Consider the following 26,050-nt stretch of genomic DNA (forward strand, 5'->3'; position numbering starts at 1 on the left):
GCTCCCGTAGCCACGGCGCTGTCGCTCGCCCCTTGAGGATTACGGGACAACCCTTAGTGTGCATTCCACCATGGCGGTGGGGCAGAATCATCCGCGTACGTCCTGCCCCGGCAGGCCTTAGCACAGTTGAGGAGACGGTGGCTGACAACCAGAAGGCCCACCAGCCCGACCGGCTGTCCGTCGAGCGCGAAGTGGTCGACGGTGTCCGTGTCGTGATCGTGCGGGGCGAGATCGACCACGACGTCAAGGACGTCCTCAGCGAGGCCCTGCTGTCCGCGGACGGCACGGTGCTGCCGCAGCGGATCGTGGCGGACCTCAGCGGTGTGACCTTCATGGACTCCAGCGGCATCAACGTCCTTGTCGCCGCCTTTCAGCAGGTGAGCGCGGCGCAGGGCTGGCTGCGTATAGCCGGCGCCCAGGAATCCGTCCTGCGTGTCCTGACGCTGGTCGGCGTCGACACCTTCATCCCGTGCCACCCCACCATCGAGCAGGCCATGAACACCTGACCGCTTCACTGGGCTGGTCCGTGGCCTACGCTCGACGCAGCCCGGTTCCTGGCCCCCGAAGCGGTCGCGGAGGGTCGCCGTCCTGAATGACGACGGACACCGGTGGATGGCCGAGGACCCCGCACCCGCCGCCGAGATCCTCACAGTTCCTTCGCATCGGCAGAGCCCAACTGGCCGACACCCCGACCGTGTTGGACGTCGCGGCGGCACCAGCAGACGCGGTAGGCGCCTGATGATGAACCTCTCTCAGCGGGTGCAAGGGGGCGGGGGAGCTGCGCAACGGTGTATCCGACGGCGGTCGAGAGGCCGGAGGAACCGGCGCGGCCCCGTGAAACCAGTGAGGTCCGGGTGGCCGAATGCCGTCTTGCCGGAACCCGTGGGCTCGGCCACTGTCGTGAGGCACGGCCCGCCCACCCGGTGACCGACCACCATCGGAGACTCCCCATGCTGCGGGTGCACTTCACCGCCGAAGACCTCGTACGCGTTCGCGTCGCCGCCGCCCCCGACCCGCTGTGGGAACTCACGAACAGCGTCCAGGTTCTGGCCACCGACGAGAGCGCCCTCGCGTACGGGGAGTGGCGACGGCTCGTCCGGCCGGGCCGGGGCCCTGCCGACGTGCTGCTCGCCGGGCTGATGCCGTCGCGCGGCTACGCACCGGACTTCCTCACCCCCGCCCTGAGCGGCTCCCCCGCCCTGGACAGCGCGATCGACACGGTCCTCAGCACGCCTCGGACAGTCCTGCGTGACGATCTGGTCAGCCTGGCCGCCTCCACCGAGCGATCACGCCCGCTGCCGGCCGCGACCCGCGCCCTGGCCGACGGTGACGCGAACGCCCTGCGCTGCCTCGGCACCGCACTGCACGCCTACCACCGGCGGGCACTCGCTCCGCACTGGCCGCACATCCGGGCGCAGGTGAGCGCAGATGTCGCCGTACGCACCCGGGCAGTCCTCGACGGCGGCGCCGACGGGCTCCTCGCGAGCTTCGCTCCCCTGTTGCGCTGGCGGTCACCCGTACTGGAGGCCGAGTACCCGGTCGACCGCGACATACGGCTCGGCGGGCGCGGGCTGTTGCTCCAGCCGTCCTTCTTCTGCCACCACAAGCCCGTCATGCTCGCCGAGCTGCGGGCCGACCTGACACCGGTCCTGGTCCATCCGATCCAGCACACCCCCGGCTGGGCGGGGGCGCGCGGTGCGGGTGGTGCGGGCGGACAGGGAGCGGAGTTGGGCGCGCTGCTCGGGCGGACCAGGGCGGCGATCCTGGAGGACGTCGTGACCGGCCGTACGACGGGTGAACTCGCGCGGCGGTTCGGGATCTCCGGGGCGGCGGCGAGCCAGCACACGGCGGTACTTCGCCGGGCAGGCCTACTGCTGAGCATGCGCCGGAACAAGTACGTGGTGCACACCATCACGCCCACGGGCCTGGCCCTGCTCGCCGGCGTCCCCAGCGTCCGCCCGGCCCCTGACGGCTGAGACGTCGTTTAAGCCATGCCTTCAAGGTGTGGTGACGGTGGGGCGGCGGCCGACAGCCTGGTCATGCGGGGCCGCACCAGGGCCCGCGAGCTCCGTACGCCACATCCCGAGGGGGAACCACACCATGCCCAGCAAACGCTCCGCGCTCGCCACGCTCGGCGCCCTGGTCTGCCTGCTGACAGCCATGTTCGCCACGACGCCGGCCCAGGCGGCCGTGCCCGCGGGCGACGGCCCGGCCGGGCGGGTTCTGGTCCTGCCTCCGGCGCCCTCCGGCGCCTCGGCGGTGTCCGCCAGGTCCGCAGCCGCCAGCACACCCACGTCCTCTCCGGCCGTGCGTACGTCGCACATTCGGCCGGGAGCCACCTACACCTGCGCCAGCGGCAACCTCTGCGCCGTCGTCTGGGACCCGACCACGTCCGACTACAAGGTCTTCTTCTTCTACTCCTGCAACAGGTACTCCCTGTCCGGCTGGAACGGCACCGGCACCTACTTCGACGCCCAGACCGGCGGCGTGACCTCGTACTTCTACGGCCAGAGCGGCAACGTACTGAAGTCGTTCACCCCGGACTCCACCAACCACAGCTACAACTGGACGCCCGTCTGGTCCATCCGCAACTGCTGACCGCACGATGACGCGGGCCCCGGTGCCACCGCGCGAGCGGAGAGCCGGGGCCTTCGTACTTGTATGGCGGGCCAGGTCTTTTCGTACGGTGCACAATCAACCCTGTGGACCAGGGACTTGCGGCGGTGCTCGGGGCAACAGTGGGCGTTCTCGGCACGGTCTCCGCATCGGCGATATCCGGTTGGTCGGCCCGCCAACAGGTGCAGAGCCAGGCGAAGATCGAGCATGCCCAGTGGCGCAGACAGACACGCCGCGATGCCTACAGTGCTTTTCTGGCGCCGGCCAACGAGGCGCGCACCACACTGAAGATCGCCGCACGCGCGCTGATCGGCGACAACCCGGACCTACCGGAAGCCGATCGCAGACTCCAGGTCGCCCAGGAACAGCTGGCTGTCGTGCAGGCGGCCTGGGCCGGCCTGGCGGTGGAGGGACCCGAACCGGTGGAACAAGCAGCCCACAGTGTTCGCACAGGGCTCCACTCGATGCGCACGACTCTTCTCGCATGGCGCGACTCCATGGGCGCCCCGGACCTCAACGTCACCTTCGTGGAACGCCACGCCGTCGAGGCGACCAGAATCTCTGAACGCATCGGCAGATTCACCGCAGCAGCACGGACTGCCCTGGACGATACGGAATCGCCATCAGGGGTCTAGCCGCGGCTCTCCGCGTTCAGTTGGGGCTCTGCCGGGAGTCGTCTGCGAAGGTCGGCCTCCTTTCCTGGGGGGCGCAACCACTCCCACGGAGGTCGCGGCGGCCGACAAGTGGACGGTCGAGAGGTTCGACACCAGCTACGTCGAGCACCGCATCCCTCTCGCCCCGCGCGGAGGGTTCCCCGACCGCGGCACGCTCCCCATCGCCGGGGACGACGACACGGCCGACAAGTCCGTCATCATCCTGCTCGATCGTCTCAGCCGCGACCTGCCAGGTGTGGATCCGATACGGGTGCTCATCACCCGATCCCGGCCCCTCCCCCGGTATCCACCTGCGGATCCGCCGTGCCGGAGCCCGCTCCGAACGCGGCCACCTCGTCGAGCGCGCCGAAGCGGTGACCGCGTGAGCCGACCGACGCACGGCACGCTGCATCACGTCGAGCTGTGGGTTCCTGACCTCCACCGCGCGGTCGCCTCGCTCGGCTGGCTGCTGGAGATGCTGGGCTACGCCCTCTTCCAGAGCTGGGACGGTGGCCGCAGTTGGCGGCTCGGTCCGACCTACCTGGTCGTCGAGCAGTCCCCGGCCCTCACCGCCGAACAGCATGACCGCTGCCGCCCAGGACTGAACCACCTGGCGTTCCACGTCGAAGATGCCGCCACCGTCGAAGAGTTGGCTGCCGACGCCCCTGCGCACGGCTGGCACCTGATGTTCCCCGAGCAGCACCCCTACGCCGGCGGCAGACAGCACCACGCCGCCTACCTGGAGAACGACGACGGCTTCGAGGTCGAACTGGTCGCGATCAAGTCACCCGAACGAAACTGAGATCAACCGATCCGCAGGTCTTCACGATCACCCCGCGGTCGCCCCGTCTGGACAAGGCGGCGCTCGCCGTCATCAAGGCGACCCCGGTATCCGGACCAAGGGTGCCGGCGGACGTCAGTGTGGTGAGCTTCGACGACACCTCCGCAGCCGCGATCTCCGCTCCGACCGGCGGCCGACAAGCCCCTGGACGTCCGCCGGGAGGACTTGCTACCCCCGCTTCTGGTCCGAGCCTCCGCCGCCCCACCTGCCGCCGGTCGCGAGGGCGGGGAGCAGTCAGCCACGCCCGGTCGCCCGCGAGCCAGGGGCGACCCAGGAAGCCCTGGCCCCAAGGGGCACCGCAGAAGCCGCCCAGGCACCTATCAGGGGTTCCAGAAGACCGAGGTGAACGCGTGGTCGAAGCGCCGCGCGGACAGGTCCTCGCGTTGGATCACCCAGTGGACGGTGGCGCTCTCCCAGCCCTGTACGTCCATGCCCGCATACCAGTCGGCCAGGAGCACCCAGTCCGAGACGTCACCCGAGACCGGCCTGTCCCACCGGCCCGCCTCGGCCGCCTTCACCGCACGGGACACGGCAATGGCGAGGGGGTCGGTGTATATGGCCTCCTCCCAGGCGTAGCCCCCGATCTGCAACGGCCCCTCGGGAGCGATGGCGTCATGGGTGCTCTCCCAGACCTCGACGAGTTCCTCGGAGCGGGGATGCCCGGGAAGCGGCCCGCTCCCGGGTCCCCCGGGAAATTCCACCGCGTGGTGGTAGGGCAGCGACACACTGGCCGTCGCCTGTAGCGGGCCCTGGGGAAACTCCTTGAACATCGCCTGGTAGTCGTCGATGTCGAAGGAGTTCCAGGCGTTCCGGTCCCGTTCCGTCACGGCCGAGCCGGCGGGGACGTACACCACGCTGCCCATGGTTTCGTAGTCGTCGGCGGTCTCGGGGAAGGCGAACAGCAGCAGACGGCCGTCCGGAGGCAGGGCCAGGTCCGTCGCGTCGGCGGGCAGGGCCGCGAGGTCGATGGAGGCGACGAAGGGGTAGGCGGGGTCCGGGACGTCGGCCGGAAGCAGGAGCGGACCGCCGAAGCACCCCACGACCGCGCCGCCTCCCTCCCGCGACAGCACCGCGCAACGTCGAGCGGTGCCCAGCCACCGCTCGACATCGTCGACGGGTATGTCCCGCGCGATCGCCTCTTCACGGAACGGACGTAACAGGTCCCACAGCCCAGAAGTCATGGGCAGACCGTAGAGGAAGGGACTGACACGGCGGCGTCGAAGCCGCGGGCGGACCGCCGGGCGAACTCCCGGCCCCTCGTCCCGGTGAACCCGGCACGTCGGCGGTCCCGCCACCCACCGCGGTCGCCGACCGCGTTCGACACGGCGGGACGGCGCGCGGGGCCTTCAGTGGTCGCGCCCGGCACCGCGATCGGGTGCGCTCATGTCCCCCGTCGCGGGCGTGCCCTCGGCGAGCCCGTAGCGCAGGTACACGGTGCCCTTCGGGTCGGCTACCGGCGGTTCGAGGAGCTTGATGTTCGTGGGCACCGCGCCGCCGTCGAACACCTTCTTCCCGACGCCGAGCACGATCGGGTGGACCCAGAGGTCAAGACGGTCGAAGAGCTTCTCGCGCAGGAGCGTCTGCACCAGGTCCAGGCTCCCGACGACCTTGACGTGCTCGTGCCGGTCACGGATCTCGCGCACCGCGCCGACCAGATCCGGGCCGAGCTGCGTGGACCCGGCCCACGGGAGGTCGGGCTTGGCGCGGGACGCCACGTACTTCGGGACACTGTTGAAGAGCGTGGCGATCTCGTTGTCCGCGCCGCCCTCCTGGTACGGCCAGTAGGCGGCGAAGATGTCATACGTCCTGCGGCCGAGCAGGAGGGCGTCCGTGCCCTCGTACGCGGCAAGGATCTGCGACCCGGCGACGTCGTCCAGGAGGGGTGCCTGCCAGCCACCGAACGGGAATCCCTCCGGGTCCTCGTCAGGACCGCCGGGCGCCTGCCCGACGAGGTCGAGGGTTGCGAACAGCTCGATGTGGATGAGTCCCATGCCGTACTCCCGATGAGTGGGTTGTGCCGGTCGGAAGGTAGACCTGTGGGCGCCGGCAGACTCATCGCTGCGACGGCACCCGGCTTCATACTCGTCGACCGCCTCGCCCGGTGCATCGGTCACCACCCGGCCTCGCGGTCTGCGTCCTCACGGCAATCGGCACACAGCACCCGGCTCGGCAGGCATGCCGTGCGCCTTCGGCCAGGGCCCGTCGATCCATCTGAGACACGTCCGTCGCAGCCGCCGACCGTCGCGTCGCAGGCCCCCGGCGCCTTCAGGCGATCCCGGTGCCGCGCAGCAGCAGCAACGTCACGTCCACCATCGCGACAGCGACCGCCGACGCGAACGCCAACCGTTCCCAGCGGCGTCCCAGCACCGTCCCCGCCGTCGCCATCAGAGCGGTCACCACGAGCGCTGCCCATCCCCACCTGCCGGGTGGTCCGGCAGGCCCCAGCACCAGCACCCCGGACGCGGCCACCAGCGGCACCGGCAACAGCAGCAACGCGCGGTCCCGGCCCAGCCGCTGCGGCCAGCCCCGTACGCCCGCCGCCAGATCCGCGCGAATGTCCGGCAGTACGTCGCCCAGATGGGCGCCGATCCCCAGCAGCGCCCCGGCGGTGACAACCCACCAGGCCGGCCATGGCTGCCCCGGCAGGCCCAGCGCGACGAACGCCGGGAGGCCGGCGAAACCCAGCGCATAGGGTGCCCAGGACCACGCTGTCGCCTTGAGCCGCAGATCGTACGCCCACGCCGCTGCCACCCCGGCCAGGTGAACAGCGCCCGCCCACAGGCCACAGGCGAACGACAACGGCACGCACAGCAGCAGCGCGGCATACGCGGCCACCCACACCTCCGTCACACCGACCGTGCCCGCGACGACGGGTTTGCCCCGGCGGCCGGCCTCGATGTCCCGGCGCGCGTCGAAGGCGTCGTTGCACCAGCCGACGGACAACTGCCCGGTCAGCACGGCGGCACCGGTGAGCACGCAACGGGCGGCGCTCTGGCCGGCGGTCAGGGCCAGCGCGACCATCAGGACAGTGACCGCCACGACAGGCCCGGGGTGGCAGGACCCGGCCAGGCCACCCACCCGGCCGGCCCAACTCACCGCCGGTCCCTCGGCCGTCAGCTGCTCGGGAGTGCCCACCCGGCCGATCCTAGGCGTGCCCGCCCCACCCGGCCCAGGACGCGCCCCGGGAGGACCGGCCGGACGGGCGATTCCTGGTGTCGATGTCCCGGTCCGGGGAACACGTGGGGAGCAACTGACCCAGTCGGTAACCGGACGGGACCCCTATGACGCGGATCGCCGCAGTTCACGGTGTACTCGCACCGCACCGTCGCACCCAGTCCGAAATCACCGACATGGTGGCCCGCACGTGCCTGCCCGAGGGAACCGACCGCGGGGTCCTGGACCGGCTGCATCGCAGCGCGAAGGTCGGCTCGCGTCACATGACACTGCCGCTCGAACGGTACGCGGAACTGGACGGATTCGGGGCCGCCAACGACGTCTTCATCGCCGCCGCCACCGACCTGGGAACCAAGGCGGTCCGGGGCGCTCTGCACGCGGCCGGCCTGACCGCCGCCGACGTGGACCTGCTGATCTTCACCTCCGTCACCGGCGTCGCCACCCCCTCGATCGACGCACGGCTGGTCGGCCGCCTCGGACTGCGGCCGGACGTCAAACGGCTGCCCCTGTTCGGCCTGGGCTGTGCCGGTGGCGCCGCCGGACTGGCCCGTATGCACGACTACCTGCTGGGCCGGCCCGACCACGTCGCTGTGCTGCTGTCGGTCGAACTGTGTTCGCTCACTTTCCAGCGCAACGACGCCTCCATGGCGAACCTGGTAGCCACCGGGCTGTTCGGCGACGGAGCCGCCGCGGTCGTCGCGGTCGGCGCGAACCGCCCGGATCGCCCGGCGAACCCGGAGAACCCGGGCGCAACCGTCGGTCCTACGATCGTGGACACCCTCAGCCACCTGTATCCGGACACCGGGCACGTCATGGGCTGGGACATCAAGGACACCGGCTTCCAGGTCGTCCTCGACCCGCAGGTTCCCGATGTGGTGCGCCGTTACCTCGCCGACGACGTCGAGGGGTTCCTCGGCGAACACGGCCTGAAGCCGAAGGACGTGACCGCCTGGGTGTGCCACCCCGGCGGCCCCAAGGTTCTGGAAGCCGTCACCGAAGCCCTCGGCCTCCCCGACGACGCCCTCGATGTGACCTGGCGTCACCTCACGGACGTCGGCAACCTGTCCTCGTCGTCGGTACTCCACGTACTGCGCGACACCCTGGCCCAACGCCGCCCGCCGCCGGGCACGCCGGGTGTGCTGCTGGCGATGGGCCCCGGCTTCGCGAGCGAACTCGTCCTGCTGCGCTGGTAGTTCGGACCGTCGAAGGACACGAAGGGCACAGGACACATGATCTGGTACGGACTGCTGGTCGCCGCCGTCGCCGCCGAGCGTGTCGCCGAACTCGTCGTCGCCCGCCGCAACGAACGATGGAGCACCGCCCGCGGCGCGACCGTGACCGGGCAGGGCCACTACCCGGCCATGGTCGCCCTCCACACCGGCCTGCTGGTCGCCTGCCCGGCCGAGGTATGGCTGGCCGACAGCCCCTTCGTCCCCGCCCTGGCCTGGCCGATGCTGGCCGTACTCGCGGGTGCCCAAGGACTGCGGTGGTGGTGCATCCACACCCTGGGACCCCGTTGGAACACCCGGGTGATCGTCGTGCCCGGTCTGCCGCTGGTGACGGGCGGTCCCTACCGGTGGCGGTGGCTGCGGCATCCGAACTACGTGGCCGTCGTCGCCGAGGGCGTGGCCCTGCCCATGGTGCACACCGCCTGGGTCACCGCGACCGTGTTCACGGTGCTCAACGCCGCCCTGCTCACCGTCCGCATCCGCTGCGAGAACCGGGCGCTGGCCGCCGCGACCGCGCCGACCACATCCGTTCCGGCGTGATCGACGTACTGGTGGCCGGCGGCGGACCCGCCGGACTGGCCGCCGCCATCCACGCCGCCCTCGCCGGCCTGGAGGCCGTCGTCGTCGAACCCCGGACCGCGCCCGTGGACAAGGCCTGCGGCGAAGGACTCATGCCCAGTGGCGTCACCGCGCTGCGAGCCCTGGGCATCGAGGCCGACGGACGCGAACTGCGCGGCATCCGCTACGTGGCCGGCGCCACCCGCGCCGAAGCGTCCTTCCGCGACCACAGCGGGCTGGGTATCCGCCGTACGACGCTGCACTCCGCACTGCATCAGCGCGCGCTCGGACTCGGCGTGCGCATCCTGCCGGGCAAGGTCGGCGAGGTGCGCCAGAACGCCGACACGGTCACCGCCGCCGGAACCACGGCCCGGTGGCTGATCGCCGCCGACGGCCTGCACTCCCCGGTGCGCCGAAGCCTGGGGCTGGAGCTGCCGGGCCGCCCCCACGGCCGCTACGGACTACGCAGGCACTACCACGTCGAACCGTGGACGGACTTCGTGGAGGTCCACTGGTCCCGGCACGGCGAGGCCTATGTGACACCGGTCGGCGACGACCTGGTGGGCGTCGCGATCCTCACCCGCAGCCGCCGCGGGTACGACGAGCACCTGGCCGATTTCCCGACGCTCACCCCCTCGCTGCGCGGACCGGCCGCGACGGAGGTACGCGGCGCCGGACCGCTGCTGCAGCGGGTGCGGCGCAGAACCGCCGGCCGTGTCCTGCTCGTCGGTGACGCCGCGGGCTACCTGGACGCTCTCACCGGCGAGGGCATCGCCCTCGCACTGGCGACGGCCGGGGCCGCCGTCCGCTGTCTGGCCGCGGGACGCCCGGACACGTACGAGCGCGCCTGGGCCCGGCTGACCCGGCGCCACCGACTGCTGACCGGAGCCCTGCTGGCCGTCGGCCGCCGGCCGGGCACCGCCCGCCTCATCGTCCCGGCAGCGTCCCGGATGCCCCCGGTGTTCTCAGCCACCGTTCACGCTCTGCAGTAGCGGCCTGTCCCTTTCCCACACCGAAGCGGCTACGGCAGCGGGGCTCCCGGTGAACCCGCCGGCCCGCACCGTCCGCCGTGGGGACTCCCTGCCGAGGTATCTCGCACCGCAGACGCCCTGGGAGGGGGCCTAGGCTGTTGTCAGGGCCCGAGAAACAGGGGAAACAAGGGATCATGGCGATTGGGGACAAGCCCATGTCCGGACGACCCCGGCCGTCGATGGCGGATGTCGCCCGGCACGCCGGCGTCGCGCCGCAGACGGTTTCGCGCGTGTCCAACGGCCACACCAACGTCGACCCGGCGACCAGGCAGCGGGTCGTGGAGTCGATGCAGGCACTGGGCTACCGGCCGAACGGCGCCGCACGCGCGCTCAAGAGCGGGCGGTTCAACACGATCGGTGTCATCACCTTCACGCTCAGGACGTTCGGAAACACCCGCACGCTCGACGCCATCGCCGAGGAGGCCGCCCGCGCCAAGTACGCCGTCACCCTCATCCCCGTGTCGGACCCGACCATGGGCAGGGTCTCCGGCGCCTACGACCGACTCAGCGAGGCGGCCGTCGACGGGGTGATCCTCGTCTTCGAGGCGCATCTCCTGGACGATGCGGAGTTCAGCCTCCCCCCAGGGGTTCCGATGGTGGTTGTCGACTCCGACACCGGGCCCGGTTACACCGTGGTGGACACCGATCAGGCACAGGGCGCTCGTCAGGCAACGGAACATCTGCTGGAACTCGGCCACCAGCAGGTATGGCACATCGCCGGACCCCCGACCTCGTTCTCCGCAGCCCATCGGGTCGAGTCCTGGCGGCGCACCCTTCAGGATGCCGGCATCGTCCCGCCCCCGGTGCTGTACGGCGACTGGACCACCCGATCCGGTTATCGGCACGGGTTGGCTCTGGGGCGAAGGCCGGAGGTCACGGCGATCTTCGCCGCGAACGACCATATGGCGCTCGGTGTCATGCGTGCTCTGCACGAGCTCGGCCGCCGGATCCCCGAAGACGTCAGCGTGGTGGGGTTCGACGACATGGAGGAGACACATGCCTTCTGGCCGCCGCTGACCACCGTTCGGCAGGACTTCGCCGCGGTCGGCCGGCTCAGCCTTCAGAAGCTGCTGAGCAAGATCGGCCGTACGGGGCCTGACACGATCGACAAGACCTTGGTCCCGACCCGGCTGGTGGTCCGCGCGAGCACCGGAGCGCCACCGCCCTCGCTGCAAGGCGAAGAGCGGCGGCACTGACCCGCACGGGCCCGGCGAGTACCCTCGCCGGGCCCGTGCGGGTCGGATCAGCGGTCGCCCGGCACAGGTGCCGGCATCAGCTCCTGGACCACTGCTGGTTGCTTTCTCCGCTGCAGTGCCAGACATCGACCGCCGTGCCGTTGCCGGTGCCCTTTTCGACCGTGGCCAGGCAGAGCGCCGGGTTCGCGACGCTGGTCACGGTCAGGTCCGCGTTCACGTTCCACTGTTGTGCCGCCGCGCCGGTGCAGTCGGAGATGACCACGGGGTCTCCCGCCGTCGTTCCGGTGCCTCCCACCGTCATGCACTTGTTGCCGTAGACGGTGAGTTGTTTGTCCGCGTCCCAGTTCCAGGACTGGTTGCCGCCGTCGTTGCAGTCCCAGAGGTCGAGTTGGGTGCCGTTCGTCGTGCTGAATCCGGGCACGTCGACGCAGCGGCCCGAGCCCACTCCGCGCAGGACCTCGCCGGGAGGCGCGGGCGGCAGGTCGTTGACGGGCGGGGTCTTGCCGAAGCCGTAGCCCCAGCGCAGCTGCGCGACTCCGCTGGCGTTGTTGTCCACCAGGTTGCCCTTGGCGTCCAGCGACTCGATCGAGTAGGCGTCGTCGAACCTCAGCCCCGGCCAGTACACCAGGCCCATCCCCTTGCTGCGGGCGGTGTTGGTCACGGCCGCGAGATACGACGTGTAGATGTTGCCGTCCCACGCGCCGTAGTTCAGACCTGTGGTCATCGGCGAGCCTGCCTCGTCGATGATGGTCCGGCCGGCGTACTTGCCGATCCTGGCTTCCAGGTCGGCGACCCAGTCCGCCTGCTTGGTGTGGCTGGCCCAGAACCCGTAGAAGTGCAGCGACAGCAGCGTTCCCCGCAGTTCACGGGCCGCGCCGACACCGGTGACGTTGTCGTTGTAGCCGGTGCCGCTGATCACGACACGGCCGCGCGGGACGTCCTTGTGCCGGGCCAGCCAGCCGCTGGTGACGCCCACCCACTCGTCCAGGGTGTAGCCGTGCGGCTCGTTCATGGGCTCGAAGTAGACCCGTGGGTTGTGCTTGTACTCCCGCACCACGGTGTTCCACATCTTCTTCCAGGCGGCCGTGTCGTCGACCATGCCGTCCTTGCTGGTGTTGGCCTCCCAGTAGCTGACGATGACCTTGTCGCCGTAGGCCGTGGCCGCGTCGATCGTCGCCCGGTACGACTTCCACCAAGTGGTGCCCACGGTCGCCGGGTTGATCGGCAGTCGCAGCGTGTTGGCGCCCAGGTTCTTCTTGAATCCGCGCACCATGCGGTCCGTGGTGCGGTACACGGTGCGGTAGTTGTCGGTCACCTTCAGCCCGCTGGGCACCACGGCGTCACTGGCGTAGTTGTCCCGCGGGTCTGCCCAGTTCACCCCGCGGAAGTCACTGGTACCGCCCTTCGACGCAGGCTTCACCGACGCGTGCGCGGCAGCTGGTGCCGCGGTGGCCGACTGGGCGAGGGCGGGGGCCGGGGCGGTCAGGAACATGAGTGTCGCGCCGAAGCCGGCCATGATCACGCTGGCCAGTCTTCTCGACCTCGTCGGGGTCTTGGTCATGTCGTCTCCAGTGACGGGGATCGCGGAGGGCGGAGTGCGGGTTCTCCACGTGAGCCGAGGCAGTGATGAACCAGGGTCCGTATACAGACGCTCGGACCCGTGTAAACCGGCCATGGTTACGTAACCATGGCCGGACACTGGCACGGCGCCCGCTCTGATGACAAGACCCGTGACAGTTCCGAAATACGACAGACTCTTTCACCGGACCCGGAGGACCCGGAGGCGCGGGTCGTTGGCCGACGGTTTCGAGAGCGGCAGTTCGGCGGGCCGTCCGGCGGGCAGGCGGTGTCTCGCTTCGGGCTGCCGCCGCCAGTCGGCACCATCTCCGCACCCCAGAACGCGGCGTCGGGCCCTCGATCAGGGGCGGCGGGTCCTCTTCCCCACCCCGGAAGTGCAGCCGAGATTCGCGTGGCCGCGGCCCGAACCCGACGTTCGACAGCCCTGGGGACCTCGCCGAAGCGCACCTGGCCTGGGGCGCATCACGCAGCAGCAGCCGAAGGCCTGAGCCCCACAAAGGTCAGGTAGAACAAACGAGTGAACATACTGTGCTGCGCCGCCTGCGGGCTCCGTCTGACCGAGCCCGTCCGGCGGATCGACGAGATGCCCGAGTACCCCGGCTGGGACGGCAGGCCCGACGCGGAGGGGCGACGACACGGCCCGGCGAGCGTGCCGCGCGGCGTCTATGTGGTCGATCCACTGCCGTACGGGGCGCCTTTCGAGCCGTGCGAGGACGAGGACACGTACGACGGGATGGTGCCCGGTGGGATGTGGATGTCCGACGAGCGGGGCTCGCTCGTCTCCGCCGGGCCGTGCGGCACATACGTCCTGCACCCGCTCGACGTCGTCGACCTCGGCCTGCACCCCGACACCTCGCGCCTCAGTGGTTGCTGTGGCCTGAGTCCGTTCGACGGAGTCAATCGCGTCTGCTCGTGCGGAGCCGAGGTCGCCATCGATGCCTCCGACTGCTCGGGCGGTTACGAGACCCGGCTCGTTCCGGACGCCGTCCGCGTGGAGCCCGCCCCGTGACTCCCATCGGCGCAACACCGCACCGCTCCGCGAGGAGGTACTCGCCACGGCCATGGAAATGATCGCCGAGCGCGGTCCGGAGAAGCTCACCGTGGCGGCCCTGAGCCTCGATGTCGGCATGAGCAGCAGCCGCCTCTACTACTTCCGCTCCAAGGACGAGTTGCTGCTGCGCACCCTGGAGTGGAGCGCGGGGCGGCTCGGCACCGAGCGCGGGCGGCTGCTCGTGCGGGCGTCGCCGACTCGCGAACGGCTCGACGCCTACGTCGGCCTGCGCGTCCCCGACGGCCAGCGCGACCCGCACTGGACCCTCTGGCTGGAGGTCTGGAACCGCTCGAAGAGCGCCGCCGCCGACGACGCGGACGCCCGAGTGCGCGACGCCGCCATCGAGGGCGCCTGGCACCGCGACCTCGTCGCACTGCTCGTCGAGGGCACCTTGCGACTGGCCGGGGATGTGCGGGACGTGATCGACAGGCTCTTCCACCCCGCCATGGAGCAACTAAGGATGCGGTGACGTCTCTTTCGCCACTCCTGAACGCTTGACGTCGTTCAGCGACACCTCGGCACTGCCGCACGACCAGGTCCGACTCCGGCCCGCGAAGGGGCACTCCCCCTTCGGCACGGCCACGCCGGCCCGGCCCCCGTGCGGCCCCCTGGCTCTTGGCATCAGTCCTCGGGTCAGCCGCCCGGACTGCGGGCGACAACCTCGAACACCTGATCCGCCGCAGGTCAGATGGGTCAGAACTCCTCCGAGCACCACGGACTCACCACCCATGAACAGTGGATCCAGTCCGTTCGGGTACAGCTCACCTGCGCTGGTGCGAGGGTGACCCGTAGCCGGGGTCCATGGGCTCTTTTCCGTGGGGCCACGGCCTTCTCGGGCCGAAGTCCCGCCGTCTGGAGGGCTACCTGCGAGCGAGCGAGGTGTTGGTGATCGGAAGCGGCTTGGTCGCGCCCGCCACATAGAGGTCCCTCGGAGCCGTGCGCAGCGTGAATGTGTCGTCGTAGTCCCGGACTCGCACGGACAACACGAAGAAGCCGTCCTCCTCGGCGGTCGTCTTCACTCGGTACTCGTTCTCCCAGTAGGTCTGCAGGAAGACCTCGGTGCCCTCGGGCTCGACGCCCTTGGGGAGAGTGACCTTGCCCTGGACCGTGAGGATGGTGCCCTTCTTCACTTTGTTCGTGTTGACCTGGTAACTGACGGAGCTGTACTTGGGCTTGGTGGCCACGCTGGTGGCCGTGTAGTAGCCGTCCTGCGGGGTGTTGAGGTCGCCGTCCTCGTCGAAGGAGGCCGTGATCTGCACGTTGCGCTGGACGTTGAGCAGGCTGCTGCCGGCCACGTGGTCGATGTCGACCTCGGGGATGGTGAACTGCCCCTTGGCGTCGGTGACCGGCTTGCCCAGGTCGCGCGGCTCGTAGTAGTTGGGGTCGATCGGGTCGCCCCACGGATTCCAGGTGGTGAAGCGGATGACCTCCTGGACAGTGACAGGGACGTTCGGCGCCGGGGTCCCGTCGGCCTTGGTGACGGTGCCGGTGACGTCGACTTGGCGGTTGTTGTAGTTGGTGTTGGTCGGGTTGGTGGTCACGGTCAGCACATAGGCGCGGCTGGGGGCGGCGTCGGAGGGCTTCGCCGAGGCGGAGGGCCCGGACACGGCGCCTGCGGTGAGCAGGAGCGCGGCGATGACGGCAAGGCGCGTCGGCAGGGGCTTCCTGAGCACAGGTCAACTCCAAGTTCGGTCGAGACTAGAGGAGTCGCGCCGGGCGGCACCGGTTCCACCGCGACGCAGGTGTGCGACACACCAGGTTCGACCGGCGGGGTGGGGGGAGAGTTGTATCTGTTCGGCCACTGTTACACGGCTGTGGCCGGAGGCGGTTTTGTACGGGTTCGAGGTCGCCTCAAACGTCGACTGCAGGCCGCCCTGAAGCACCAACCTCACGACTCCGTGCATCGCACGCGACGTCGAGACCACGCTCCGCTGCACCAGCGTGCGGCGTACTGGGGGACCGCGGGGCGTGGTTCAAGAACAAGGCCACGCGCCCGCGCCCGGGATACACGGGCCCCGGGCAGGCAGCCGCATTCGAAGAATTCCCGGCCCGACAATCCAGGTCGGCGAGCAGTGAACGGCATCGGCTTCGGTGGCGGCTCCGTGCTGCCCCGAACCTCCGGCAGACCAGATCAGAAGCAGTTCACGGCGATGCGCGCGGGAGGTCGTCAATACCGGTCTGGTTCCCTCTCACCCACCGAGTCGTAGTCGTCCTCATCTCACAAGGCCGTAGGAGTCGGACGTGTCCGCCGGTCTGCTGCGCTTGCCGTGCCAGTCCAGTATCAGGACCGTGGCATCGTCCCTGAGGTTGCCGTGGCAGGCGTCGAGCACCGAGGCGGTCAGGCCCCGGACGGCTTCGCGCGGGTGCAGTGCACGTGTGTGGTGAACGATCGCGGCCAGGTCGACGGCCGCGGCACCGCGCTCCTGCATTCCGTCGGTGAGCAGGACCAGGCGGTCTCCCGGACACAGCTGCAGTTCCTGTAGACGGTAGGAGCTGGAGGCCGCCACGCCGAACGGCAGGTTGACGCCGAGTTCCAGCTCTTCCACGGCGCCGCCGCGCAACAGCAGTGGCCGCGGATGGCCGGCGTTGACCAGTTCGCACAGACCTGTCTCGAGGTCGACGCAGAACAACTGTCCGGTGGCCAGACCACGGCTGTGGCTCAACAGGGCCTCGTGGGCGTGCCGGGCCTGCTTGAGAGCGTCACAGCCGCTCCGGCGAGCCCGCCGCAGCGCGCCGACGAGCAAGGTGGCCAGCAGGGCGGAGTCCGTGTCGTGGCCCATGGCATCGGTGATCGACAGGTGCAGGGTGTCGCGGTCGAGCGTGTAGTCGTAGGTGTCGCCACCGATGTCGTCGGCCGGAACCAGCCCGGCGGCCAGAGTGAACTGCTCCGCCTCGCAACAGGGGGCCGAGGGAAGCAACTGGTGCTGGATCTCCGCGGCCAGGCTGGGCTTGGTGGTGCGCCGGCCCAGATGGTAGAGATCGGTGAAGCGGCGGTCGGTGACGATGATGTAGGCCAACGCGTGCGCCGCGTCGCGGACCTGGCGCAGTACGGTGTCGTCGGCTGACTGCAGCGTCACCTCCAGAACGCCGATGCAGTCGCCGCGGTTGGTGACCGGCGTGATGACGTGCCGTCCGCCCTGGCCGTCCGGTTCCACATGCTGGCGTTGGCTCCGCAGAACGCCGTCGTAGACACTGCCCTGCAGAGCGACCGGGCCGGCATCGTCGAGAGCTTCGTCATCGGACGCGGCGAGCCGAACAAGCCGCTGGCCGATCAGGTCGACGAACAGGAAGGACACACGCTCGGCACCGAACCGCTTCTGCAGGTCGTGTGCCACCACGTCGACGGACTCACCGGGCGGGGCCGCTTCCGCAGCGGCCAGCAACTCGCCCAGTTCCAGATCTTCACCCTTCACGACAACCTCCTGTCTGCTGCCGCACCTTCTTCCCCGAGTCCGCGCAACATCACCTGTTCCCCTGATTTTGCCTGGTCAGAGAGCTGCTCGGATCGGCACGAGCGGCTCCCGGGCCCGTCGGCCGACGTCCGTGGGCAGCCGGGCGGAGCGCCCGCCCACAAGGCAGGCGGGCCGGCGCGGTGTGCCGATCGCGTCCAGCAGTGGCTCGCGGCGGTAGCGCGAGGCGCCCCTGTCGACAGGCGAATTCCTGGGACTTTGAGGGCCGTTGCACAGCATGGAACGGGACAACACGGAAAGCGCTCCTCGCGCCGTCGTCGAACGAACCCGAGGAGACCCACCCCGTGCCCACTGATGACCACGGATCGCTGCCCCTGACCTCAGCGGCATGTGCTTCGCGGAGGGTGACGGGTGGTACGGCAGAGCCCGGCCTGTCGGCCGCCGTTCCGGCTGGAGACGGTCGGCGTGAGCGGTTTCGCGCATCGCTGTCGGTTGGAGGGAAGCGAGCCGTCCGCCTTTCCTGATGGGGTGGGCGGACGCGTCCCGCGGAACGATCGGACCGCTTGTTGTCCTACTGGCTGATGGTCATCGGCGGCGGGGTCCAGCGGCCCTTGGGTGGGATGGTGGTGCTGACTCCGAAGTCGTTCTTGAGCTGTTCGGGGATGGCGTAGTGCATGACGCGGCCACGGGTGAGGGAGGACAGTTCCAGGACGCTGGTCAGGTGGCCGAGTCGGTCAAGGGCCCATCCCGCCAGGGGTGAGTGGTCCTCGACGGTTTCCAGCACGCCCAGCAGGGCGGGGGCGACCTTGACGACGGTGTCCCAGGTGGTGCGGGGCACTTGCAGCCAGTCGGCGCAGGTGTCGCCGATCAGGTAGCGGATCAGGGCGGACACGATCGGATCGAAGAAGGTGCCGGGCACGACCTCCTCGTAGAGGTCGATGAGCTGGCGGGTGAGCTGGGCTCCTTCCTCACTGGGGCCCATGTGGCGGGTCATGTAGAGGTCGGAGAACTCTCGTGCTGTCTGCAGGTCCTGGGGGACGTGGTCCTGGTCGATGCCAAGGATGGCGCCCACCACGCGCCAGGCGTAGTAGTAGGACTCGGCGCCTTCGTTGCTCATGTGGATGCCAAGGCGGTGCAGGGCGTCGAGGACCTGGATGGAGAACATCATCTGCCCGCCGATCATGTCTTCCTGACAGATCGGCGTACCCAGGGCGGCGGTGTCCCAGCGGTCCTCCCGCTTGAGGTGGTGACGGATGGAGGCATGCAGCAGCCGCACCTTCTGGGCTGCGGGGATGAATCGGCTGCCGGCTTCGAACGCGCCGGGCTGCATGAGGTAGACGGTGAACTGGCCGGTCTCCGCCATCCGCTTGGAGGGGTACTTCAGCGAATGGGTGGACGACAGCAGCTTCGCCACGTGGGGAAGGACGTAGCAGGCGGGCATCGATGCGAACGACAGCGCGGTGGAGATGTGCACGTTGTTGTCGATGAAGAACAGCCGCGCCTTCTCCATCTCACCCCAGTCGACCCAGGCCGGGGGCGTGCTGGTGGCGTTCAGGTACTCGCGGGCGACGTCGGGCAGCCCTTCGGGCAGGTCCTGCCCGACGGTGGAGACGTAACGCATGAGCGTGTTGAACTTGCCGACCTCCCCGCGCTCGAACAGGGTCGCCACTGTAGCGTCGGCGAGTTCGTCCCCTTCGGTGCGCAGGGCGTCCATGGACGCTTGGGTGTAGGTCATGGTGCTCCTCCGGTGGGGGTGGCCGGTCAGTACGTGCGGATGACAGAGACAGTCGCCAGAGCCGACAGTGCGTGGCGTGCTTCGATGGCCAGATCGGCGCCGGCCAGGGCGTCCTGGGCTTCCCGCAGCCGAGCGGTGATCATGTCTTCGACGCGGGCGACGGCGCCGGTGCGGTGAGCGATCTCCCGCGCCCGTTCCACCTGTCGCTCGCTGAGGTTCGCCTGCCCGAGCAGGAGGTTCAACTCGGCATGTTCCGCCTTGGTCGCGCCGGTGAGAGCGTGGGCCATCAGAGCGGTGGGCCGGTTCCCGGCCAGGTCATCGGCCGGGTCCTTGCCGGTCTGCTCAGGATCGCCGAACAGGCCCAGCAGGTCGTCGCGCAGCTGGAACGCCTCGCCCAGCGGGACGCCGTATTCGCTGTACGCCCGCAACAGCCGCGGTGGGGCACCGGCGAGCAGGCCGCCGATCTGCAGAGGGTGTTCGACGGTGTATTTGGCGGTCTTGTAGCGGATCACCTTCACCGATGCGTCCGGGTCCGGCTCGGCTCCGGTGCGCAGGACTTCCAGGCACTCACCTGCCACCAGTTCACGGGCGAGAACCGCCCACAGAGGCCGGGCCCTGCTCAAGTAGGCGCCGGGCAGGCCGGAGGTGGTGAACAGTTGCCCGGCCATGGACATCAGCAGATCACCCACCAGCATGGCCAGGGCCCGGGCGCCGGCCCTCGGCCGCGCATGGCCGGTGAGGATCTCACGCAGGGCGATGTGGCCGGTGGGCCGGCCGTGCCGGGTTCGGCTGTGGTCGATCAGGTCGTCGTGCACGACGGCTGCCGCATGGATCAGCTCGATCGCGCCGGCGGCGCGGACCAGCGCCTCGCTGTCGGGCTGGCCGGCCCCGCGCCAGCCCCAGTAGCAGAACGCCGCCCTGAGCCGCTTGCCGTGCTCGGTCGCGGCATGAAGCTGCTCCGCGACCGGCGCCAGACAGTCATCGATGTCGGCCAGCGCCTGTGCTTCCGCGGTGACGAACGCTCTGAGGACCTGGTCGACGCGCTGCCTCAGCAGGGCGTGGTCTTCCCCTTCACTCACTGCCCCTCTCCCTCTGAGCGCGCGGTGACGGTACGGGCGAGGACCTCCATGTGAGCCGGCGGCGGGGCTCCGTGCCGGTCCAGGAGGAGGCGGCCCCGTGCCTTGGTCTCCTCCTGACCGTCAGCCAGAAGGTCCCCCAGATCGGACCGGCGCAACAAGCCCTTCACGCTTCCCACGGCGCCGCTCAACCCGCATACGGCCAGATCGGCAAGGCCGGCCACCAGGGCCACCGTGTCCTCGGCGAGGCCCGGCTTGCGACCGTCATGGTGTGTCACAGCATGTCTCCCTGAAGGCGAGGCCCGCCCCGGCTCCGGCTGGTCGGCACGGAGCAGCGCGTAGCGATGTTCGTCACGACCCGCTTCGAGTCTGACGATCGAAGACGCCCCAGGCAGCCCTGATGCACCATCGAGTGATCTATTTCAAAGATCCGGACAGGCAGTAGACGACACCTGTATGGGACACGAACCTCACAGCATGCGGGCAGCTGTCGGACGGTCACCCCACAGTGAGCAGCTGTCCGCCCTGGGATGGCTGTATGACTTCCCACGCCAGCGACCGGTGTCGAAAAGGTCCTGTTCCGGCCTCGCACATCGCGCCGTGACCCCGTCGGCACTCGGCCGTCGGCGTCATTTCCAGAGGCGCCGCCACCGGCCCCGCCCGCGCACGACAATGGGTCCTCCGCCTCGAAGGGGCGACGACAGGGTCTGCCGTCCGACAGCCTTCGAGGTGACCGAGCGACAGGCCGCCGGCAGTCTCCCGGCTCGCCCCCGTCCTAGAGGACGCCCCTGGCCTTGCGAGGCGGGGTGACAGGGACGGTAGCGCGCAGGTGGGCGCTGGTGATGTCCATGATGTCGGCGAGCTGGGCGATCTGCTCGTGGCTGAGGATGTCCACGAAGCCCTCGCGGACTGTGGCCAGATGGCCGGGGGCGGCGGCTTCGAGGACCCGCTCGCCCTCGTCGGTGAGGATCGCCAGCACCCCGCGCTCGTCCTCGGCGTCGGTCTCGCGGCGCAGCAGCCCGGCCTTCTCCAACTGGGCGACCTGGTAGGTCATTCCGCTGCGCGAGAAGACCATCCCCGCGGCAAGCTCGGTCATCCGGTGCCGTCGGCCCGGGCTCGCGTGGATACGGGTGAGGATCTCGTACTGGACCCTGCTGACCCCGCCTGCCTCGCTGAGCTGAGCGTCAACCACGCGATCCATCAGACTCGCGGTCACGAGGAATCCGTTCCAGGCGCGCATCTCCGTCTCGTCCAGCCAACGGGGCTCGGGTTCGGTCATGGCACCACCCTACCCTTCTACTTCGAACTCGAAGCACTTGCTTCGAGTTCGAAGCGTGACTACAGTCCTGGACATCGAACAAGAACTTCGAATTCGAAGCATCTGCCGACCAGGCAGCACAGCCATGCCCCAGGGAGCAGTCATGAAGATCGTCGTCATCGGTACGGGCAATGTCGGTTCCGTCCTCGCCCGACGGTTCACCGAGAACGGACACGAGGTCACCACCGCCAACTCCACCACCGACCCGGCCCTGCTCGCCGCAGCTGCCGAGGCCGCCGAGGTCACCGTGCTCGCCGCGCCCTTCGGGGCGGTCGCCCAGCTGGACCCGCAGGTGAAGGCCGCCCTGTCCGGCAAGGTCGTCGTAGACGCCACCAATCCCCTGGCCGCCGACTTCATGTCGCTGACCGTGGGCCACACCACCTCGGGAGGCGAGCAGAACGCCGCGACACTGCCCGGCGCCCGCGTGGTCAAGGCATTCAACACGGCCATGGCCACCACCATGGAGACCGGCATGGTCGGCGATCGCCCGCTCCTCCTGCCCGTGGCCGGCGACGACGAGCCCGCCAGAAAGACGGTCCTCGAACTCGCCGCCGAGCTGGGCTTCGATGCCGTCGACGCGGGCCCACTGAGCAACGCCCGCTACACGGAGCCCGCCGTCGAGCTGCTGATCCAGCTCGCCTTCGGTCAAGGCCTGGGCCCGGGCATCGGCTTCACACTGGCCCGCGCCTGATCCGATGCGTACGAAAAAGCCGCTTCCACCGATCAGCGGTTTGGCAGGAGCAGCAATTCGACCGTACGCCTGCTGAACTCCGTTACTCGGCCAGGGGCCAGGGGTGCGAAGGCGCACGCGGTACCCGTGCGGGCATTGGGGTGGGGTGAGGCGTCGTCATTGCCTCACCCCACCCCGGATTCCGACTATGTCAGCGCCTGCGGCCGGACCAGCCGCTCCCGATTCCCGCAACGTGCAGGGCCAGGAGCATCAGGCCGAGGAGCATGACGTTCGTGGAAGAGAAGACATCGTTCGTGGAGATCTCAGCAGCGTTGATCAGGAACGCGATGAAGAACAGTACTGCTGCGGCTATACCAAGCATGGAGCGGTTCCTCTCGAAAGGGTGAGATCCGTGTGCCCCTTTATCCCTCTCTTACGCCTCTGGCGATGGCGTCCCGTCGAAGGGTGCGGCCTGCCAAGGGTCGGGAACGCATGGGTGCCCGCGCGGGCGTCACCCGCCATGGGTGAGCACTCCGCGAACAAGAGCAGGCCGTCGCGCAAGTCCCCCTGGTGAACGGGGAGTTCAACCGACGGAGCGCACGGTGGCCTTCAAGGCTCACAGCGTCTGCCATTCGCCGAGCAGGAGCGGTCGCAGATATAGCATCATCCGACTTTTTTGAGGCTCCCTCGGCCAGTACCGGAACAACAAGGCTGCCGGCCGCCGGCCCTACGTAAGGTCCGGGACATCGACGAGGCATGCGACTCCCGCGCCTCGCAGGGAGCAAAAGGGGATGTCGGTATCAGCAATGTGGAGATTTGCCTCAAGGAGATCATGGCCTCGATCGAGGGCTCGTTAGGAACTGCTCTCGTCGACTACACCAGCGGTATGGCGCTGGGCACGCTCGGAGGTAGCAAGGACCTTGACCTGACGGTCGCCGCGGCGGGCAACACGGACGTGATCCGAGCCAAGACCCGCACCATGGAACACCTCGGACTCAAGGGCGAGATCGAGGACATCCTGATCACACTCGGCAGCCAGTACCACATCCTCCGGCCGCTCAAGGGCCGCGGTGGCAACGGCTTGTTCCTCTACCTCGTGCTCGACGCGAAGAAGTCCAACCTCGCGATGGCCCGCCACCAGCTCAAGAGTGTCGAGGCGCAACTGGACGTGTAGGAAGCCGCGTTCTCCATGGCCTCGCACGCCCACGACTTGAAGATTTCTTCAACTGGGCACATCCGGATCAGATCAATCCCATGGGCGTGCGAGGCCGGATGCACGAGGATCGGTCCCCGAGACCGCCTGCGGTGGCACCTACAGGGCCACCGGGCCCGGATGCAGCCCGTCGAATGCGGCAGGGAGCGAGCGATTCACCATGCAGGTCCCCCTCTACCAGGCCAAGGCCGAGTTCTTCCGGATGCTCGGCCACCCGGTACGCATCCGGGTCCTGGAACTCCTACAGAACGGCCCCGTCCCCGTACGGGACCTGCTCAGCGAGATCGAGATCGAGCCCTCCAACCTCTCCCAGCAGCTGGCCGTACTACGCCGCTCGGGGATCGTGGTGTCCATCCGGGAGGGCTCTACCGTCAGTTATGCCCTGGCCGGTGGCGACGTGGCCGAGCTCCTGCGCGCGGCCCGCCGGATCCTGACCGAACTGATCTCCGGCCAGAGCGAGTTGCTCGCCGAACTCCAGCAGGCAGACCCGCAACCGGCCCTCACCCCCAGCGGATCCGTCCACCGCTCCTGACCCCCCGGGCTCTGTGACCCACCCCGCGAGCAGCAGAGCGCTCCACGGACCGGACCTGTCCCACCGTCACCAGCAAAGCCCGAGGCGCCGGTCGGGGAAGACCGGCGCCTCGGGGTCGGGGCAGTGAGAACGTCAGTTCACGGAGCCGATGCGCTCCACGCGCTCGTCGACACCGTTACGGAGTTCGCTGAGCGTCGTACCGGGCGGGGCCGTCCTGGGTGTGGAGGAAGGCGGCTGCGTCTCGTCGGCGCAGGTCGTGCCCGAGGCCGGGACCTTGAGATCCACCAGGTAGGCGATGACCGCGTCCGTCGCGCAGGCACTGCGGCCGAACGCGGTGTGCCCCTCGGCCCGGAAGGTGAGCAGCGAGGCGTTGTCGAGCTGCCGGGACAGCGCCACCGAGTCCTGGTACGGGGTGTCCGGGTCTCCGGTGGTCCCGAGGACGAGGATCGGCGCCGAGCCCTTCGCCCGGTAGGAGCCGTCGTAGCGGCTGACCCGCTCGCCGGGCCACTGGACGCAGGCGGTTGCGTGCTGATGGTCGTACGTGGGAGGGCCGTACGCCATCGCCGGGCCGAGCAGCGGAGCCTCCTTCGCGAAGGCGGTGACGTTCCGCTTCAGCAGGCGCAGGTCGCGCGGGTAGTCCCGGTCGACGCACTCGACGGCCACGTTCGGGCCCAGGAAGTCGAAGCTGGCCGGGGACGGCGGTCGCAACAGGAAGGACGTGTTGTCCCGCAGCTGGGCCTTGCGCAGTGCCGCGCCGAGCTCGGGCCAGATGACCTTGCCCTCGTTGATGTTGAACATGAGCCGGTAGACCAGCGTGTAGCCGTTGGCCCGGCCGCCGTTCGCGGTCGTCACGGGGTTGGCGTCCAGGTCGGACTTCAGCTTCTCGAACGCCGCGCGCGGATTGCCGTCGCCGAACCCGCAGGTGGCCTGGTCAGCGGCGCACCAGTCGAGGAAGCGGCCCATCGCGCCGTCCAGCGCCAGGTACTGCGGCCGGTCGTAGGCATACGGGCGGTTGGCGTAGTGCACCGGGTCGTACCCGCCGTCGAGGGTCAGAGCCCGCACCCGCTTCGGGAACATGGCAGCGTAGACGGTCCCGATGTACGACCCGAACGACCGCCCGTAGTAGGTGAGTTGCTTCTCCCCGAGGGCCTCCCGCAGCAGGTCGATGTCCCGGGCGACGTATTCCGTGCCGATGTAGGGCAGCAGCTCGCCCGTGTTGTCCACGCAGGCCTGGTCGAATTCGGCGGCCTGGCGCAGCGCCGGCTCGAAGGCGTCCGGGCCCGGCACGCCCTTCGCCTCCGTGACGGCTCGCGTGTACCGGGCGTCGTCGAAGCAGGTCAGCGCCGAACTGCGGCCGACACCGCGGACGTCGTAGCCGAAGACGTCGAAGGAGTCGCGCAGTGCGGCCGGCAGGTCCGCGTGGTTGTTCCGCACGAAGTCCACGCCGGAGTTGCCGGGTCCTCCCGGCTGCATGAACAGTGTGCCCTTGCGCTTCGTCTGGTCCGCGGCCTTCTTACGGACCACCGCAAGGGTGATGGTCTTACCGTACGGCTTGCGGTAGTCGAGCGGAACGTCGGCGTTCGCACACTCGAAGCCGCTCTGACAGTCGGTCCAGGCGAGCGACGGCACGGGCGGCTTCTGCGGCGTCTTCGACGAGGCCGCCACCTGAGTGGCCGTCCCGGTCACTGCGGCCATGAGTGCTGTCAGCGCGGCTCCGACAGCCGTGATCCGTCCGAAGCGTCTCGGTTTGCGACGTGGAGTGGTCATGCTTTCCTTCCCCCTGGGTCAATGCTTGGCCAAGCGCTCACTGTGCACAGCGAGTTCGGCTATCTGAACAGACGGAAAAGTAGCGAGAACGGTGCCATGCCGATCAACTTTTTCTTCATCTGATCTCGATCCGAGGACGCGGCTCGGACGCCTTCCACCACATTGGAGGCGGCACCTGGCATCAGCCGACGCACAGCCCCGGGTCGAACCACTGCCCTCCGGGAAAACCGGGAGTCCCCTGCTCGGAACGACGAATGGCGTCAGCTCCCACGTACAACCCCCCACCACTACGGGACATGCGCAGCCCTCAGCTATCACGAAGGTGGAGGCGCTTCGCACCGTCGACGATCCGTGGACCTCCGCCTGGAGTCCAACTGCAGGCGCTCGTCGGCACGTACCGGT

At 69.2% G+C, this 26,050-nt stretch carries 25 protein-coding genes and 1 pseudogene; 14 read left to right on the forward strand and 12 right to left on the reverse strand.

Annotated features, from left to right (window positions below):
* The first annotated feature begins 137 nt into the window (after positions 1-137).
* The 5 genes from IEY89_RS22105 (at position 138) to IEY89_RS22125 (ending at position 4,071) form a co-directional block, all read left to right on the forward strand.
* Positions 138-506 carry an STAS domain-containing protein gene (locus IEY89_RS22105; RefSeq protein ID WP_189149205.1) on the forward strand — a complete coding sequence of 123 codons (369 nt, stop codon included), beginning with the start codon at positions 138-140 and terminating at the stop codon, positions 504-506.
* 444 nt (positions 507-950) lie between these two features.
* Positions 951-1,976, forward strand: coding sequence for an ArsR/SmtB family transcription factor (locus IEY89_RS22110; RefSeq protein WP_189149206.1), 1,026 nt, complete (start codon positions 951-953; stop codon positions 1,974-1,976).
* 124 nt (positions 1,977-2,100) lie between these two features.
* Positions 2,101-2,598, forward strand: a complete 498-nt coding sequence (locus IEY89_RS22115) for a hypothetical protein (protein WP_189149207.1) — start codon at positions 2,101-2,103, stop codon at positions 2,596-2,598.
* A gap of 104 nt (positions 2,599-2,702) precedes the next feature.
* Positions 2,703-3,251, forward strand: a complete 549-nt coding sequence (locus IEY89_RS22120) for a hypothetical protein (protein ID WP_189149208.1) — start codon at positions 2,703-2,705, stop codon at positions 3,249-3,251.
* Between the two features lie 400 nt (positions 3,252-3,651).
* Positions 3,652-4,071 (forward strand): VOC family protein, encoded by a 420-nt coding sequence (locus IEY89_RS22125; RefSeq protein ID WP_189149209.1) that lies wholly within the window; start codon positions 3,652-3,654, stop codon positions 4,069-4,071.
* A 359-nt stretch (positions 4,072-4,430) separates the two neighbouring features.
* Here IEY89_RS22125 and IEY89_RS22130 read toward each other — a convergent pair whose 3' ends face one another.
* From IEY89_RS22130 to IEY89_RS22140, 3 genes are all read right to left on the reverse strand, one after another.
* Positions 4,431-5,291: a DUF1963 domain-containing protein gene (locus tag IEY89_RS22130; protein ID WP_189149210.1), complete on the reverse strand. Its 861-nt coding sequence runs from the start codon at positions 5,289-5,291 to the stop codon at positions 4,431-4,433.
* 165 nt (positions 5,292-5,456) lie between these two features.
* Entirely contained in the window at positions 5,457-6,101 is a 645-nt protein-coding gene (locus IEY89_RS22135; protein WP_189149211.1) for a dihydrofolate reductase family protein, read from the reverse strand.
* Between the two features lie 274 nt (positions 6,102-6,375).
* Positions 6,376-7,245, reverse strand: coding sequence for a UbiA family prenyltransferase (locus tag IEY89_RS22140; RefSeq protein ID WP_189149212.1), 870 nt, complete (start codon positions 7,243-7,245; stop codon positions 6,376-6,378).
* A 146-nt stretch (positions 7,246-7,391) separates the two neighbouring features.
* Here IEY89_RS22140 and IEY89_RS22145 point away from each other — a divergent pair, with 146 nt between their 5' ends.
* From IEY89_RS22145 to IEY89_RS22160, 4 genes are all read left to right on the forward strand, one after another.
* Entirely contained in the window at positions 7,392-8,477 is a 1,086-nt protein-coding gene (locus tag IEY89_RS22145) for a type III polyketide synthase (protein WP_189149213.1), read from the forward strand.
* A 36-nt stretch (positions 8,478-8,513) separates the two neighbouring features.
* On the forward strand, positions 8,514-9,053 hold the full coding sequence (locus IEY89_RS22150) for an isoprenylcysteine carboxyl methyltransferase family protein (RefSeq protein ID WP_189149214.1): 540 nt from the start codon (positions 8,514-8,516) through the stop codon (positions 9,051-9,053).
* Positions 9,050-10,063 carry an NAD(P)/FAD-dependent oxidoreductase gene (locus IEY89_RS22155; protein WP_189149215.1) on the forward strand — a complete coding sequence of 338 codons (1,014 nt, stop codon included), beginning with the start codon at positions 9,050-9,052 and terminating at the stop codon, positions 10,061-10,063. Before IEY89_RS22150 ends, IEY89_RS22155 begins: the two co-directional genes overlap by 4 nt.
* 194 nt (positions 10,064-10,257) lie before the next feature.
* A complete protein-coding gene (locus IEY89_RS22160; protein ID WP_229695363.1) occupies positions 10,258-11,298 on the forward strand; it encodes a LacI family DNA-binding transcriptional regulator in 1,041 nt (346 codons plus the stop codon).
* A 76-nt stretch (positions 11,299-11,374) separates the two neighbouring features.
* Here the strand turns inward: IEY89_RS22160 and IEY89_RS22165 are convergent, their stop codons facing one another.
* Positions 11,375-12,859: a ricin-type beta-trefoil lectin domain protein gene (locus IEY89_RS22165; protein WP_189149217.1), complete on the reverse strand. Its 1,485-nt coding sequence runs from the start codon at positions 12,857-12,859 to the stop codon at positions 11,375-11,377.
* Between the two features lie 534 nt (positions 12,860-13,393).
* Here IEY89_RS22165 and IEY89_RS22170 point away from each other — a divergent pair.
* Together IEY89_RS22170 and IEY89_RS40820 are read left to right on the forward strand one after the other, a co-directional pair.
* A complete protein-coding gene (locus IEY89_RS22170; RefSeq protein ID WP_189149218.1) occupies positions 13,394-13,885 on the forward strand; it encodes a hypothetical protein in 492 nt (163 codons plus the stop codon).
* 52 nt (positions 13,886-13,937) lie between these two features.
* A pseudogene (locus IEY89_RS40820) lies at positions 13,938-14,348 on the forward strand (TetR/AcrR family transcriptional regulator); the annotation flags it as partial.
* 439 nt (positions 14,349-14,787) lie between these two features.
* Here IEY89_RS40820 and IEY89_RS22180 read toward each other — a convergent pair.
* From IEY89_RS22180 to IEY89_RS22205, 6 genes are all read right to left on the reverse strand, one after another.
* Positions 14,788-15,600, reverse strand: a complete 813-nt coding sequence (locus tag IEY89_RS22180) for a transthyretin-like family protein (RefSeq protein ID WP_189149220.1) — start codon at positions 15,598-15,600, stop codon at positions 14,788-14,790.
* Between the two features lie 540 nt (positions 15,601-16,140).
* Entirely contained in the window at positions 16,141-17,340 is a 1,200-nt protein-coding gene (locus tag IEY89_RS22185) for a PP2C family protein-serine/threonine phosphatase (RefSeq protein ID WP_189149221.1), read from the reverse strand.
* 568 nt (positions 17,341-17,908) lie between these two features.
* Positions 17,909-19,072, reverse strand: a complete 1,164-nt coding sequence (locus IEY89_RS22190) for an oxygenase MpaB family protein (protein WP_189149222.1) — start codon at positions 19,070-19,072, stop codon at positions 17,909-17,911.
* A gap of 26 nt (positions 19,073-19,098) precedes the next feature.
* Positions 19,099-20,151 carry a polyprenyl synthetase family protein gene (locus IEY89_RS22195; RefSeq protein ID WP_189149223.1) on the reverse strand — a complete coding sequence of 351 codons (1,053 nt, stop codon included), beginning with the start codon at positions 20,149-20,151 and terminating at the stop codon, positions 19,099-19,101.
* On the reverse strand, positions 20,148-20,426 hold the full coding sequence (locus tag IEY89_RS22200; protein ID WP_189149224.1) for a polyprenyl synthetase: 279 nt from the start codon (positions 20,424-20,426) through the stop codon (positions 20,148-20,150). The genes IEY89_RS22195 and IEY89_RS22200 overlap by 4 nt, the downstream gene beginning before the upstream one ends.
* Before the next feature lie 497 nt (positions 20,427-20,923).
* Positions 20,924-21,427 (reverse strand): MarR family winged helix-turn-helix transcriptional regulator, encoded by a 504-nt coding sequence (locus tag IEY89_RS22205; protein WP_189149225.1) that lies wholly within the window; start codon positions 21,425-21,427, stop codon positions 20,924-20,926.
* A gap of 142 nt (positions 21,428-21,569) precedes the next feature.
* On the opposite strand from IEY89_RS22205, the gene IEY89_RS22210 reads away from it, so the two are divergent.
* A complete protein-coding gene (locus tag IEY89_RS22210; protein ID WP_189149226.1) occupies positions 21,570-22,157 on the forward strand; it encodes an NADPH-dependent F420 reductase in 588 nt (195 codons plus the stop codon).
* Between the two features lie 190 nt (positions 22,158-22,347).
* Here the strand turns inward: IEY89_RS22210 and IEY89_RS22215 are convergent, their stop codons facing one another.
* Positions 22,348-22,518 carry a hypothetical protein gene (locus IEY89_RS22215; RefSeq protein WP_189149227.1) on the reverse strand — a complete coding sequence of 57 codons (171 nt, stop codon included), beginning with the start codon at positions 22,516-22,518 and terminating at the stop codon, positions 22,348-22,350.
* Between the two features lie 450 nt (positions 22,519-22,968).
* On the opposite strand from IEY89_RS22215, the gene IEY89_RS22220 reads away from it, so the two are divergent.
* Together IEY89_RS22220 and IEY89_RS22225 are read left to right on the forward strand one after the other, a co-directional pair.
* On the forward strand, positions 22,969-23,310 hold the full coding sequence (locus IEY89_RS22220; protein ID WP_373287275.1) for a hypothetical protein: 342 nt from the start codon (positions 22,969-22,971) through the stop codon (positions 23,308-23,310).
* 199 nt (positions 23,311-23,509) lie between these two features.
* Positions 23,510-23,881 carry an ArsR/SmtB family transcription factor gene (locus tag IEY89_RS22225; protein WP_189149228.1) on the forward strand — a complete coding sequence of 124 codons (372 nt, stop codon included), beginning with the start codon at positions 23,510-23,512 and terminating at the stop codon, positions 23,879-23,881.
* 132 nt (positions 23,882-24,013) lie between these two features.
* On the opposite strand, the gene IEY89_RS22230 is transcribed toward IEY89_RS22225, so the two are convergent.
* Positions 24,014-25,648, reverse strand: coding sequence for an alpha/beta hydrolase (locus tag IEY89_RS22230; RefSeq protein ID WP_189149229.1), 1,635 nt, complete (start codon positions 25,646-25,648; stop codon positions 24,014-24,016).
* Between the last annotated feature and the right edge of the window lie 402 nt (positions 25,649-26,050).

The organism is Streptomyces lacrimifluminis, from assembly GCF_014646095.1.
In the GTDB taxonomy this organism is placed as follows: Bacteria; Actinomycetota; Actinomycetes; order Streptomycetales; family Streptomycetaceae; genus Streptomyces; species Streptomyces lacrimifluminis.